The organism is Geitlerinema sp. PCC 7407 (assembly GCF_000317045.1).
Lineage (GTDB): Bacteria > Cyanobacteriota > Cyanobacteriia > PCC-7407 > PCC-7407 > PCC-7407.
This window is the reverse complement of record NC_019703.1, coordinates 2,222,563-2,235,794: the sequence shown is the minus strand read 5'-3', so window position 1 is coordinate 2,235,794 and position 13,232 is coordinate 2,222,563. Positions and strand designations below refer to the sequence as shown.

Here is a 13,232-nt window from a genome sequence, read left to right as displayed (position 1 = left end):
ACCTTGGGAATAAACGCTCTGATCACCTGAAAGACTTACTCAACGCTTCCCTTATCTGCGGCTCTAATCGACTGAACCCATTGAGCTAGTTGAGTTAAGTAGATCAATGGGTTCAACAGAAATATGAGCAGCAGTTGAATTAATTAAGATCTAATCAATTAAAAGAAGATCTAACCCATTAAAAGGTAAAAGTACCTCGCAGAACGCCAATATAGAGAGGCTTATTGTCGGCGTTGTGGTCAGGCTGGGTGATCAGGAAAAAGCCGGGGGTAAGCGAGAGGCGATCGCCCACGGGAAAGCGGTAGAACGCCTCAATGTGTAGCGAAGTTCCGGGGTCTGTCGCGTCGTCCCCCAGACTGTTGCGGATGACCTTAGGCGGTTGACCAACCAGCAACCCTGCCAGATCTCCCTCCTGACCAATGTCCCGCACCGCTGCCATCAATGCCCACGTGAAGAGATCGGCGCTGGGCTCATCTGGCAGATCAGAGGCGATCGCCCGTGTCCAGCCCAGACGCGCCCCTAGGGTTGTCTGGGGGCTGATGTTCCAGGCGATCTCTCCCCCCAGGGAGTCACCGATCAGATCGTCGGCGTCCTCCCCAAAGGGCTGATTGGCCAGATTGCTGCCGGTGCCTGTAGAGACATTGTTGTAGGTGTGAAGGTAGCTCAGGGCGAGGCTCACCGCCTCACTGGGCTGGAGCGTGAGCTGGGCGATCGCGCTGTAGGGGCTCTGGGTCAGGCCAGTTTCGGGTGTGCTGGGGTCGCTGGCGACGTAGCCCAGAGACAGCGTGGCAGCTTCGCTGAGGCGATGGGTAATGCCCAGCCCGGCCCCTTCGCCCTGCCGCCGAATCGGATTTTCGCGGCCAAAGGTAGAGATAGAGCCGTCCTCGCTGCCGCTGAAATCGGGGTTGATCGTGGGGAGCAGATCGCCAACGCCGGTGCCGACCGCTCCCAGGCTGATCGTGGTGCGATCGCCCACGGGAAACTCATAGCCCAACTCGTCGAGGGTGACCTCATTGTCATCAGCGCCATCAAAGCCCAAATTGCCCATGGGGGTGCCGGTGACCGCGTCGAGCTCTGGAACGCTGCGGCCCTGAAGCGTGATCTCTAACTCATCGGAGCCAGAGAAGCTGGCCTCTAGGGTCAGCTCAACCCGATCGCCCAAAAAGAGATTTCTGGGAATGGCGCGATCGCCGTCATCAGCCCGCGATCGCCCCCAGATGCCCCCCAGCCCAAAGATCGCCTGACCCTCCAGCTCGGCCGTAGACGAAAAAGTCTGGCGCTCCAGAGTGGCAGCGCGCGCTTCCAAGTTAGAGACTGGCTGCCCCAGACCCGCGAGCTCTGCCGCAAATGTCGCCTGAAGTCTCTCCAGAGCCGCGAGCTCATCGGTGGTGAGCGTGGCCCCATTCTGGATCTGCTGCTCGATGCGGGCGAGACAATAGCTCAGCCCCACCGCAAAGGCGCTTCGGGACAGGGGCGCGTCGCCTGCGTAGGCGTCCGCTGGCAGACCGGCAAAGCAGCCGTGACGCTCCGCCAGCTCCCCAAACGCCTGAAACTCCCAGCTGCTGGGGGCGATCGCGTCTAGCTGGTGGACACTCTGCCAGCGATCGCGGGGGCGAAAGAGGGCTGGGTCCGGCTGAGGAATGGGCGGCCACGAGTCCATCGAGGCAAGGCGATCGGCTTCTGGAGAAAGGCTCGGTTCTTGGGCCAGGACGGTTTGGGGCAGGAGGGAGGGAGATAGACAGCCCAAAAAACTTAGGGCGATCGCGGCACGCTTCACGGTTCTAAAAATCAACCAATCGTGAGGGGACAAACGAACAAAGGAAAGAGATGGCAAAAAGAGAGAAAATCAGGCAAATGTTTAGCGACTGACAAGACTGGCTTGGAGGCGCTGTTCACAGAGGTGCAGCAGGGCCTCGGTGGTGTGTTGGCGTCCGGGAATCTGGGTGCTGAGGGAGATATGACGCACGAGGGTAAGCGTCTTGTAAACGGCGATCGCCTCGGCCAGATCGGGGCTGGTGAGACGACAAAATGACGCTGTGATGGCGGTTTCTCGCGCGAGAAAGGCATCCGGATCGCCGAGGGTGCGCAGCCCCTGCTCGGTGAGATGGGCAATGAAGTTGCCGATATCCAGGGCAGGGGATCCCTCACAGTAGAGATCTAGATCCAGCAGATAGAGGCGATCGCCGCTCACCAGCACCTGATCGCTGTAGAAATCTCGATGAATGCCGCAGGTTTTGCCTTCTCGGAGAGACTGACTCAGGGCTGCGCACTGGGCATAGATCCTGTCTAAGCGTCTCGCCCATTGAGGAAAGTCTCGGCTCACCTGGGTGAGGCGCTGCGCTAGGATCGCCAGCTCATCGGCTAGGGTATGACGTCGCTGGGACAGAATGCCGGTTTGGTGCAGCTTGTGGGCGATCGCGGCGATGGGGGGCGCAGCCCAGGCTCCCTCGGCGGTGGGCAACACCTGAGTTGCCGAAACGCCGGGAACCTTGCGCTGGAGCCACATTTCCCACGGTGGAATTATGCCGAGAGGCTCTGGGACCGACAGGCCGTCGGGACTCTGGTCATCGAAGCCCTGCTGCCAAAGGGCCTGTTGCAGCGTATAGCTTTTGCGATCGAGGCCTTTGGCGCGAATTTTTCCCAAAATGGCGAGAGTTTTGGGTGAGGTGACGTTTCCAGATCGCGAGGTAGAAAGTTCTAAGTGATACTCGATCAGGCAGCGTCTCCCGACCTTGTGGCGCACGAGGCGCGCGGCGGTGACTCGGTGGTCTGCGAGGGCCGGGATCTGCTGCTGAATCTGCGCTTGGGCGATCGCTGGATCCAGGGCATCGGCCAAAAAGGGGATGGCTGGATCGAGATTGGGGGGACTGAGAGAAAGCGTCACTAGAGCCTCCAATAGCTGAACTGAGGGCGCTGGAATCCTAAGAGGGAGCTGAGGTGCGATCGCGGCGGACCGCAGACTGCATTTGGTAGAGCGTGGCGTAGTGACCGTTGCGGGCCATGAGTTCTGCGTGGGTGCCCTGCTCCAAGATCTCTCCTCCTTCCAGATAGACAATCACGTCAGCGCGGGTGGCGGTGTGGAGATCGTGGGTAATCAAGAAAGTCGTGCGATCGCGAGAAATGCGTCGCAGCGCCTCCATCACAGCCTGCTCATTGGCCTGATCCAGGCCCGTGGTCGGCTCATCCAAAATCAAAATCGGCGTGTTGCGGATGGCGGCCCGCGCAATGGCGATGCGCTGGCGCTGGCCGCCTGAGAGCGTGGTGCCGCGCTCTCCCACGGGCGTGTCATAGCCTTCGGGGAGCGCCTGAATAAAGGAGTGGGCGTTGGCCAACTGGGCGGCGGCGATGATCTCCTCCTCGCTCACCTGGGGAATGCCGTAGGCGATGTTTTCGCGGATTGTGGCGGCAAAGAGCAAACTATCTTGCAGCACCACGCTGATCTGGGGCCGCAGACTGTCGAGGGTATAGTCCCTCAGGTCTCTTCCATCGATGCGAATGGATCCGGCAGTGGGGTCATACAGGCGCAGAAGCAGGCTCATCAGGGTTGATTTGCCGCTGCCCGAGGCTCCCACCAGGGCGACTTGCTGACCGGGCTCGACGTGAAGGCTAATGCCTTTGAGGATGTCGTGGCCCGGCTCGTAGGCGAAGCGGACCTGATCGAGGGTGATGGCTCCGTGGAAGGGCTGGGCTGGCTGGGCGCCGGGGAGATTGTAGACGTCGGGCTCCTCGTCGAGCAGATTGAGAATACGTTCGCCGGAGGCGGCGGCTTTGGCGAGGCGGCCAGTGTATTTCGCGAAATTCTGGACGGGTTTAAAGGCGTTTTTGAGATAGGTGAGAAAGACGATCACGTCTCCGGGGCTGAGGGCGTCCCGCAGGACGAGCCGGGCGCTGTGCCACAGGACCAGAGCCGTGCCGATGGCGATCACCACATCCACCGTGCGCTCGAGGTGGGCGGCGAGGCGCTTGGTCTCGACGCTTTCTTCGAGGCTGCGGCGATTTTGCTGAGAGAAGGTGTCGGCGAAGGCGTCTTCGAGGGAGAGGGCCTGGACGAGCTTGATGGCGGCGATCGCCTCGGCAGCGGTGGCGGCCACGGCTCCCTCGCGCTTGCGCTGCTGGAGCGAAGACTGGCGAATGCGATCGCTCAGGCGGGTTGCGGCTAGCCAGAAAAAGGGAAAAGTCACCAGGGACAGCAGGGTGAGATTGGCATCGAGCCAAAACATCACCACAACCATCCCCAGCAGCGTCAAAAGGCTGACCACCAGGGGCAGGGCGGCGGTGATCAAGATTTCCTGGAGGCGGCTGGCGTCACTGCTGACCCGGACGATCAGGTCGCCGCTGCGGGCGCGGGTGTGGTATCGCAGGGACAGGCTCTGGAGGTGCTGGTAAAGCTGGTTGCGCACGGTGGTCATCACCCGGCTGCCGATGATGGCGAGGCTGACGGTGCTCCAGTAGGAGGCGATCGCCCGCAGACCCGTGATCCCGACGACGCTGAGGGCCGAAAAGGTGAGCAGAACCACCGGATCTAGAGCCTCAAAGCCTGGCAACCTCGGGGAGTCGCCGCCCTGGGCCGGGATCAAAACGTAGTCGAAGACAAGCTTGAGGGGCCAGGGCTCCAGGACTCGCAGCCCGACGTCGGCCCCTAGGGCGATCGCCGACAGCCACAGCCAGCCCTTCTCGGCGCGGATGTAGGGCCAGAAGCGGTGCACCACGCGCCCAAGGCCGGGGACCGCCTGACGAACGGATGCAGAGGTTACCATTGCTTGCCTCCTGAGGCGAGGCTCGAAACCGCTGGTTGACTCTGGGCCAGGGCCAAAATTCGCTGGGCGACGGCGTCCCAGGTGTGGCGCTGGATCACGGTGCGGCGGGCAGCCTGACCCAGGCGCTGACGCAAATCGGGCGATCGCCACAGGTGCTCGAGCGTCTCGGCCAGGGCCACCGAATTCCCCGGCGGACAGAGCACACCATTGACCCCTGACTCGATCAGCTCCTCGATCTGGCCTAGGCGACTGGCCACCACCGGCAGACCAGCGGCCATGTATTCATAGACCTTGAGCGGCGAGAAGTAGAACCGATCGCCTGCGGGATAGGGCGCGATCGCCACGTCCATGGCAGCCAGCAGGCCCGGCACCGCCTCCGGCGCCACCGCCCCGGTAAACTCCACCGCCTCGGCGAGGCCGCGATCGCGAATATCGCCCTTGAGCGTCTCTCCCTCTGGCCCGTCGCCCACCAGCAGCAGCCGCGCCTCCGGCACCCGCGCAATCAGGGTTTCAAACGCATCAATCAGGTGGGGAAGACCGTGCCAGGGCTTGAGGGTGCCCACAAACCCGACGGTGAAAGCCCCGCTGGTCTGGGGCGCGGGCGGCTGGAGCGTCTGGGCAAAGCGCTGGGGATTGACGCCGTTGGGCACCACGTGGATCGGGCGATCGCCCCCGGTCCGCTCCTGGAGGTAGCGCTTCACCTCCGCTGAGACGGCGATCAGGGCCGTCGCGCTCCCAAAGGCCCGCTCCGCCACCTGTTCGGCCTCCTGGCGGTGGACCAGACCCCGGTGCTCGGCCTGCTCCTCGATCAGCGGCGCATTCACCTCCAGCAGACCGGGAATTCCCGCTGCCTGGGCGTAGGTCATCGCGCCGTAGCTCCATAGGGAATAGCGCTCATACACCAGGTCAAAGGGACCGGCGAGACTCAGTTCGAGGGTGAGATCGGGATTGATGGAGAGGGCGATTTCTTCGCGCGTGGCGCGATCGCCCCGGGGGATGGACGGCAGACGGCAGAGGGGAATATCTGCCAAATCGGGAGGAGCCGATCCCCCCAGCCGCGTCGCAAACAGCATTACCTCAGCCCCTTGATGCAAAAAGGCCCGCAGAATTTCCTGAACGTGAATGGAGCAGCCCTTTTGACCAAAGACAGGTACGCCGGGGTCAGCGCATACATAGGCAATTCGCATGATCGCAATTTCTTCTTAGATAAGTCTTGATGTGAGTCTCAAATTTGTTTCATGAGACGCTGACAGTGCTGGGAGAGGGTGCGTCGTTTAGTAGGTCGGTGGACTCGCTAGCAGCAGGGGACGCTCCCGATAGCCCAAAGCGCGATCGCAGCTGGGCCGCATTGCGATGAATGTCAAACTGAGCTTCTAGATTTTCGCGGGCTCGGGCGGCCAAAGCAGTGCGCAGAGGGGCGTCCTGGAGCAAGCGCTCGAGGGCGGTGGCGAGGGCGGCGGCGTCTCCCTGGGGCACCAGCAGCCCCGTGATCTCCGGCTGGACCACCTCCGGAATGCCGGTCACATCGGTGGCCACGCAGGGCGTTCCCAGGGCCATGGCCTCCAGCAAGACCGTCGGCAGGCCGTCGCGGTTACCGTCCTGGCCGATGATGTAGGGCGCGGCGAACACGGCGGCCTGCTGGAGGTGCTGAAAGACTTCGCCCTGGGGCCGGGGACCGAGAATTTTCACCCAGGGCGTCAGACCCAGGGTGGTGATCTGGGACTGGAGAGCCGCTTCGAGGGGGCCGGAGCCGATGATCTCGCAAGAGAAGGGAAGGCCGCGCTGCCGCAGGCGATCGCAGGCCTCGATCAAGACTGAAACTCCCTTTTTCTCCACCAGGCGACAGACAGAGAGAATGCGGGGCGATCGCGCTTCGGGAGACTGGTAGGGCAGGCGCTCGAGGGGCAGGCCGTTGTAGATGCGCTCGACCTTGGCGGCGGCCTCACCGTAGCGATCGCGCAGATAGGCCACGTTATAGTCGCTGACGGTGATCACGGCGGCGGCATCTTGGAGCTTGCGGGTGAGATCGGCGGGGTCGATGCTGTCGTGAAAGATATCTTTGGCGTGGGCTGTGAAGGTGTAGGGAATGCCGGTGAAGTGAGCGGCTAGACGGGCCACGCTGGTGGCCACGGTGCCAAAGTGGGCGTGGAGATGAGAGATCTCTTTGCGAATGATTTCCCGCGCGAGCCAAGCCGCCTGATAGACGGTACTGGCTCTCTCTCCTTCGGCGGCGGCCAGCTTTTGCCAGAACTGGGGAATGAGCTGACTGGCCTCTTGCAGCTCTGCCCAAAAATAGCTCGCTGCGGTGGGCGCATCGCTGGTGAGGCAAGGGCTGACGCGCCCCTGGGTGGGTTTGCGCAGATAGGTGACGGGGGCGCGCACCTGGGCAATGATGTCCTGAAAATGGGTATCCGACGGGGGACGCAGCGCGAATATCTCAATATCTAAGCCAGCCGCCTCATGGGCCAAGATCTCCTGAACCACAAAGGTTTCAGAGTATCGAGGATAGCGCTTGAGGACATAGCCAATTCGCGGAGAGAGAGTAGATACGCGGCTCATGAATCACTTCAAAGGTTCAAAAGGACAGACCCAAAGCGCCGGAACTCAGGAAGGAAGCCGTTTCCGACGCCGTTGGTCAACAAGAGGCTTGGGCAAAAGATCGGGGGATGAAATTAAGAGACTTCTTGGGCAGGGTGATGCTTTGCCAAGATCTGAAGAATGCGCTGGGGTAAAGCCTGCAAGCCCTGGAGATTCAGGCGATCGCGGCCTTTCGGCGTCTCTCTGGGCTGCTGGAGCCACTGGGCGATCGCCTCGGGCGTTACCCGATCCGGATGCAGCATGCTGATGAGCCCCATTTCTGTCAGGCGCTCAGCCCGAATGAGCTGCTCCTGGCGGGGCTGCACCCTGGGCACGATGAGCGCCTGCTTCTCAAAGGAGAGAATTTCGCAAACCGTGTTGTAGCCGCCCATGGCAATCACGCGATCGGCCTGATCTAGCAGCAGCGTCGGTTCCTCCACATAGTCCAGCACCCGCAGGCGGGGATTGCTCTGTCCGTAGAGAGAGATTTTTTGGCGTGCCTCCGCTGGCATGAAGGGACCAGTCACAATGATGCCGTTGGTGTTGGGTGGAAGCTGCGCCTGAGCAAAAGCCAGAGCCAGATTCGCGCCGTCTTGGCCGCCCCCAACGGTGCACAGAACCAGCTCGCCGGGCGGCAGCTGCAAACTGTGGAGCAGATCGTAATCTCGGGGGCGGGCGTGCTGGAGGCGATGCCGCTGATCGAGATATCCCAAATGGTGAACTTTGGCCGTGACATCCGCTGGGAAGCCGTAGGCGGCGGTGATGTCATAGACTTGGGCGTCGCCGTACACCCAAACCTCATCGTAGTAGGTGCGAATGGCTTCTTCGTTGGCGTCCCGCTGCCAATCTCGCTGGATGGTGCTGGGAGCGTCAAGGATGTCGCGCAGCCCCAGAATGCAGCGAGTGTGGCTGTGCAAATGCAGCCATTCGAGGGCCAAATCGAGCTCTCGCACAGCGCCCCGAGGCACATTGTCAACGATGAAGATATCGGGCTGAAACGCCTGGAGAGCGCTACAGATCACCTGCGATCGCAGGCTAATAATTTCTGCTAGGGAAATCTCGAGACGGCGGGATTGATACTGGCCGTCGGTGTGCTTGTAGAGCGCAGGAAGGGTGAGGCAGTCTACGCCGGGGGGTGTGGGCAGGCTGCTGGCGTCCCGCATGCCGCTGATCATCAAAATATCAGCCTGGAGATCGGAGTCTCCCAAGGTCTGGGCGATCAGCAGATTGCGTCGCTTGTGCCCTAGGCCCATGGTGTCGTGGGAGTACAGGGCGATCCGCCAGCGTCGGGCGGGGGAGGGGCTGTTTTGCGTGGAGCGTGGTGAGGAAGCACCTAGCCGGAGCGGCGGGCTGGAGAGAGGTTGCGGAGCGTCACAACAAACAGGGGGCAAAAGTTTGTTCATCGGAACCTCGAAATAGATAACAAAGTGGGAAAATGAGCGATCGCGGCTAGAGAAGGCAAAAGGAACCGATGGGAGATGCCGTCTGGCGGGCTGACAGGACGCTGCTGTGGCCGCATAAATCATTGGACTGGTTCACAGACAGCACGGTTCAACATCTACCTTTTTGCAGAGTTTGCTGCTGTCTGTCTCAATCTTGGGAAATAAACTAAAAATGTTGGCTTGCTGTTAGTAACCCCTTGCTTTGAAGGTTTTGTGTCGAAAGTTTTTTGTCAATTTTTCCTTGCTTCTCTCGTGTTTAAGAAGAGATTAACGTATTTCTTTGATCCCGTCTACCCAGGAAAATGACTTTAAATTTCTAATCTAGAAAAACATTTAATGCACTGGAACAAAATTGAAGAGTTGTTCGTCTAGGCGAGATTGTAAAACTCCAAAAGCTCAGTTTTACAAGGATTCTAGGCAGTAGTTCAAGTTTTAATTTTTTGAAATTTTAATTAAAGCTTTAGAAAGTCAACAATTGATAATTCATGATTGGTTGTGTTTTAATCTATTAATTGATATATCCAATCGGTTTGGGTATTGAATGTGATCAAGAGTTGATAAATTCTTATTCCTAGAAACGAACAATCTTGAAAAATATAAGAAGCTAGGGTATGGCTGCTGGTGTTGAGTTTCTCCGAAGGCCAAAGACTGCGGGAATCTGCCTGAAAAAGAGGGTGGGTAAGGCCGCGCGGTACTAGGCTGTTGGGGAGATATAGTAGAAGCGGGAGACGTGCGATCGCCCGAGTTTTGTTGCTCAGCTTGCTCAGCCTCTGGGGCTCGTCTTTTCTGTGTTCTTTGTTCTCTGGCCTTCTTACCTCATTTCCCAATGACCCAAACGCCTACTGCTGCCGTGCTGCGCGCAACCCATCCAGCGGACGACTTCCGAATGACTTTTGCGCCCCTGTCCCTCGAGGAGGTGTATCGCCTAGCGGACGATCAGGCGAACGGCGCGATCGTGGTGATGAGCGGGATGGTGCGCAACCAAACGGACGGTAAGCCGGTGGTCGCCCTGGAATATCAGGCCTACGAGCCGATGGCGATCGCGGTGTTTCAGCAAATCGCTGCGGAGATCCGCCAGTTCTGGTCCCAGGTGACCCACGTGGTCATTCACCACCGCACGGGCAAGCTCTCCATTGGAGAGGTGAGCGTTTTGGTGGCGGTGGGCTGCCCCCACCGGGGCGAGGCGTTTGCGGCCTGCAAGTATGCCATTGACACGCTCAAGCACAACGCGCCGATCTGGAAGAAGGAACATTGGCAGGACGGCTCGAGCAGCTGGGTCAGCATTGGCGCGTGTGAGCAGTCTGAGGTGGGCTGCTGAAGGGAGCGGTAGCAGTCTTGTCGCCAAGGCTGAGCCTGTATGATGTTGGGGAAAAAGGGCGAGCTGGTGACGAGTAATGACCGATCCCGAAACTGAGAAATCCAAGCTAGACCAACAAGTCGATCGCAACATTGTCAACGTTGAACCCGGTACGTTGGCCCTTGTGGTCTTTGCTTTCTTACTGCTGCCGCTGCTGCTAGCCGGCTTTTTTCTTCAGTAGAGCGCGATCGCCCCTTAGAGGAGTTTTGGGGCGTCTGGAATACGTTTGTTAGAGGCGATCGCCTTCAGGGATTCCCATTGGTGCGCAAGCCGCGATCGCCCTTATTCACTCGATGCATGGTTCTCCAGGGACCTCTGACCTGAGGCTTGGAGACTTTGGCGTGTGTGCGATCGCGGCAAATAGCCAAGATTGCCTCAATTTTGGTTTGGCTACCAGCATGGATCAAGCGGCGTATCTGCTGCTCTGTGAGAGAAGTGCGTGTTTGCTCTGTGAAAGGTCAAAAACGCTAAATCCTAACTCAGTAATTTCTGAATTTCAGTAATAGTTTTGATACTCTCTTATCGGTATTGATAAAACCAAATATAAGGCTTTGAGCAAAAAAAGAGTCAAGAATATTGTTCTTGTTAAGCTTTGTATTTTCACCCTATCTCTTTAGTTATACCTTCGAGAATTAGTGGTTTCTAGCTAAGGGTTGATTGAGAATGAATGGCAGGTGACTACTGTGAGGAAAGAACGGTCAGAGAACCTGATTTGTTCCTTCATGAGAGAAGGCAAAACTGAATAGATTTTGACAAGATTGTTCAAGTTGAATACTCAACTGAGAGAGGAGAAAAACTGTGAAGCTTTCTAATCTGACCAAGCTAATGGGTATTGGTTTGCTGTCCATCAGCCTTGGTGTGTTGCCAATGGCTCAGAGCGCCTCAGCCCAAAACGCACCTGAGGACACCACTCCTTCAGCCGATGTGCAAGCAAATGATGCTTTTGACTGGGGATGGTTAGGCTTGCTGGGCCTGATTGGCTTGGCAGGACTGGCAGGCAAGAAGCGGGATGACGATGTCCGCTATCGCGAACCTGAGGTCCACCGCACGACGGGCACTGGCACTAGCTACCGCGACTAGATTGAGCGGCGTTTATTGCTGTGACTTTGTGTTGTAAAACCTTCCAACCAACCTAAGAGGCTAACAAGCCTCTTTTTTGTTGCGTTTCTATAAAAACCATTGAACTAAATATTAAAAAATACTTGAGATATGCAAGGGTTGATATTTAATCTCGCCAAAATATATCTGTGCAGCTTTTTGCTGCCTTTGAGGAGCGATACCCCTAAATTGAATGAAACCTTATGCCCTGCTTGCTTCTTAACCAGAATTTTACTAAGGATTCTAAGTGAACCGACACATTAATTCCTATACGCCATCTGAGCGAAGAGCGATCATGGCAAATCGTGTACAAGAAATTATAGAATCTAAAGGAGGATACTTTGATAAAAGTTCATATGTAAATAAACGTACACTAATAAAAATTAAATGCTCAGAAAGTCACGAATGGGAAACCAATCCAAGCTCAGTCCTCGCTGGCTCTTGGTGTAGACAATGTTGGAATAAAAACCATGCTGGCAAACATCTGAAACTCTCTGATGGCTTGGATCAAGCTAAAAAAATTGCATCTAGCCGAGAAGGAGAGTGTTTATCAGATAACTATGTTTCTGCTGCTACCCCAATGACTTGGAAGTGTTTGAATGGTCATCAGTGGCGGGCAGCATTTTCAGATGTTAAGAAAGGAACTTGGTGCCCTGAGTGTAACTTAGGTGTTCGAGAACGCCTATGTCGTCACTATTTTGAAAGTATAACTGGCTGTAGCTTTCCAAAAATTAGGCCGAAATGGCTTACAAACTCCTTTGGAAATCGTATGGAGCTTGATGGCTACTGCGAGCCCTTAAAAATAGCTTTTGAGCATCAAGGATCGCAACACTATGACGAGGTGCCTTATTTTAGTCGATCCTTGGATGCCTTTGCTAGAAGAATTGAAAATGATCGACAAAAAATTGAATTATGCGCTCAAAACAACGTATTGCTAATTTTAGTGCCATTTTATATTGATAGAAATGATTTGGCTGCCTGGATATACAGAAGATTAAGTGAAACTTTGCCTACATCAACTCTTAAGCAAATTCATCACAATAAAGACTGTGCTTACCTCCCTAGTTCAGAGCTTAGAGAGCTGCAAGCAATTGCCCGCGAAAGAGGTGGTGAGTGTCTATCTAAACAATATTTAGGCACAACCAAAAAACATCGTTTTCGTTGTGCCAAAGGCCATGAATGGGAAGCAACAGCCTCTAACGTAAAAATCAGAACATGGTGCCCAGATTGTAAGCCAGAAAGAATTGGAAAGAGCAATAGAAAGCACTCTGTGGAAACAATGGCGTTGATAGCCGCAGAAAGAAAGGGAAAGTTCTTATCGAAAAGCTTTCAATCTGTAAATCATAAGTATCAATGGCAGTGTCAACAAGGCCATCTGTGGTTTGCTGCACCTACAGATATTATGAAGGGCACTTGGTGTCCAGAATGTTCTCGTGCTCGTCGCAAAGGATCAATCGAGGAAATGCAGCTGATCGCAAGCAGCCGTAACGGAAAATGTCTGTCAAATGTATACGTAAGTTCTCAAACAAAGCTTAGATGGCAATGTGCTTATGGTCATGAGTGGGAAGCGAGGCCTGACAACGTCAAAAACGTTGGTTCATGGTGTCCTATCTGCTTTGGCAGGAAGTAATCTTGAACATTCAAGTACTGCTGAATTTATTGCTTGAACTTTTCGGTAAAGAAATCACTTGCTCCAATACCTTATGAAATCGCGCGATTTTTAGCCTAGCCTGTTTCTTCGACGCGCTTTGCTTGGTAGTGCAGTTGCCCCAACTAAATCACCCAAGTGCACAGATTAGCTTGTGCCATCAAGTCCCTTGTGGCCTTCATTACTTTCAACGAAGCTAAGCTGAGATAAGCCATTACAGGGGTGAGTGCGATTTTATCGGTTTGAATAATGCTCTCTGGCATGACTAGAAGATGTAAACAATCAGTAACTTGTAAGCTATTTTCTAAATCCGGTCTCTTGCAAATATTTGGCTTACTCAAGCCCGACTTCTG

The 13,232-nt window shown here is 56.1% G+C and carries 10 protein-coding genes; 4 read left to right on the top strand and 6 right to left on the bottom strand.

Features of this window, described 5'->3' with window-relative positions; all coding sequences use genetic code 11:
* Positions 1 to 178: 178 nt before the first annotated feature.
* The 6 genes from GEI7407_RS09255 to GEI7407_RS09230 all read right to left on the bottom strand — a co-directional run bounded on the left by GEI7407_RS09255 (position 179) and on the right by GEI7407_RS09230 (position 8,587).
* Complete coding sequence (locus GEI7407_RS09255; RefSeq protein ID WP_150109754.1) at positions 179 to 1,792, bottom strand: iron uptake porin; 1,614 nt, start codon at positions 1,790 to 1,792, stop codon at positions 179 to 181.
* A 66-nt stretch (positions 1,793 to 1,858) separates the two neighbouring features.
* Positions 1,859 to 2,884, bottom strand: a complete 1,026-nt coding sequence (locus GEI7407_RS09250) for a phosphotransferase (RefSeq protein ID WP_015171882.1) — start codon at positions 2,882 to 2,884, stop codon at positions 1,859 to 1,861.
* Positions 2,885 to 2,921: 37 nt separating this feature from the next.
* On the bottom strand, positions 2,922 to 4,757 hold the full coding sequence (locus GEI7407_RS09245; protein WP_015171881.1) for an ABC transporter ATP-binding protein: 1,836 nt from the start codon (positions 4,755 to 4,757) through the stop codon (positions 2,922 to 2,924).
* Complete coding sequence (locus GEI7407_RS09240) at positions 4,751 to 5,944, bottom strand: glycosyltransferase family 4 protein (RefSeq protein WP_015171880.1); 1,194 nt, start codon at positions 5,942 to 5,944, stop codon at positions 4,751 to 4,753. The genes GEI7407_RS09245 and GEI7407_RS09240 overlap by 7 nt, the downstream gene beginning before the upstream one ends.
* A gap of 49 nt (positions 5,945 to 5,993) precedes the next feature.
* The gene (locus tag GEI7407_RS09235) at positions 5,994 to 7,316 is read right to left on the bottom strand and encodes a glycosyltransferase family 4 protein (protein WP_015171879.1); all 1,323 of its coding nucleotides are present in this window, start codon (positions 7,314 to 7,316) and stop codon (positions 5,994 to 5,996) included.
* A gap of 113 nt (positions 7,317 to 7,429) precedes the next feature.
* Positions 7,430 to 8,587 (bottom strand): glycosyltransferase family protein, encoded by a 1,158-nt coding sequence (locus GEI7407_RS09230; protein ID WP_223294512.1) that lies wholly within the window; start codon positions 8,585 to 8,587, stop codon positions 7,430 to 7,432.
* A gap of 1,015 nt (positions 8,588 to 9,602) precedes the next feature.
* On the opposite strand from GEI7407_RS09230, the gene GEI7407_RS09225 reads away from it, so the two are divergent.
* The 4 genes from GEI7407_RS09225 (at position 9,603) to GEI7407_RS21000 (ending at position 12,861) form a co-directional block, all read left to right on the top strand.
* On the top strand, positions 9,603 to 10,094 hold the full coding sequence (locus GEI7407_RS09225; protein WP_015171877.1) for a molybdenum cofactor biosynthesis protein MoaE: 492 nt from the start codon (positions 9,603 to 9,605) through the stop codon (positions 10,092 to 10,094).
* Positions 10,095 to 10,170: 76 nt separating this feature from the next.
* Positions 10,171 to 10,314 carry a hypothetical protein gene (locus tag GEI7407_RS21350; protein ID WP_015171876.1) on the top strand — a complete coding sequence of 48 codons (144 nt, stop codon included), beginning with the start codon at positions 10,171 to 10,173 and terminating at the stop codon, positions 10,312 to 10,314.
* Positions 10,315 to 10,931: 617 nt separating this feature from the next.
* Entirely contained in the window at positions 10,932 to 11,213 is a 282-nt protein-coding gene (locus tag GEI7407_RS09220) for a WGxxGxxG family protein (protein WP_015171875.1), read from the top strand.
* 313 nt (positions 11,214 to 11,526) lie between these two features.
* Entirely contained in the window at positions 11,527 to 12,861 is a 1,335-nt protein-coding gene (locus GEI7407_RS21000; protein ID WP_015171874.1) for a zinc-ribbon domain-containing protein, read from the top strand.
* The last annotated feature ends 371 nt before the right edge of the window (positions 12,862 to 13,232 follow it).

Bases quoted from the DNA above. Each gene is read 5' to 3' on its own strand.
- GEI7407_RS09230 (WP_223294512.1), bottom strand. From the start codon at position 8,587: ATGGGCCTAGGGCACAAGCGACGCAATCTGCTGATCGCCCAGACCTTG.
- GEI7407_RS09235 (WP_015171879.1), bottom strand. From the start codon at position 7,316: ATGAGCCGCGTATCTACTCTCTCTCCGCGAATTGGCTATGTCCTCAAG.
- GEI7407_RS09245 (WP_015171881.1), bottom strand. From the start codon at position 4,757: ATGGTAACCTCTGCATCCGTTCGTCAGGCGGTCCCCGGCCTTGGGCGC.
- GEI7407_RS21350 (WP_015171876.1), top strand. From the start codon at position 10,171: ATGACCGATCCCGAAACTGAGAAATCCAAGCTAGACCAACAAGTCGAT.
- GEI7407_RS09240 (WP_015171880.1), bottom strand. From the start codon at position 5,944: ATGCGAATTGCCTATGTATGCGCTGACCCCGGCGTACCTGTCTTTGGT.
- GEI7407_RS21000 (WP_015171874.1), top strand. From the start codon at position 11,527: ATGGCAAATCGTGTACAAGAAATTATAGAATCTAAAGGAGGATACTTT.
- GEI7407_RS09225 (WP_015171877.1), top strand. From the start codon at position 9,603: ATGACCCAAACGCCTACTGCTGCCGTGCTGCGCGCAACCCATCCAGCG.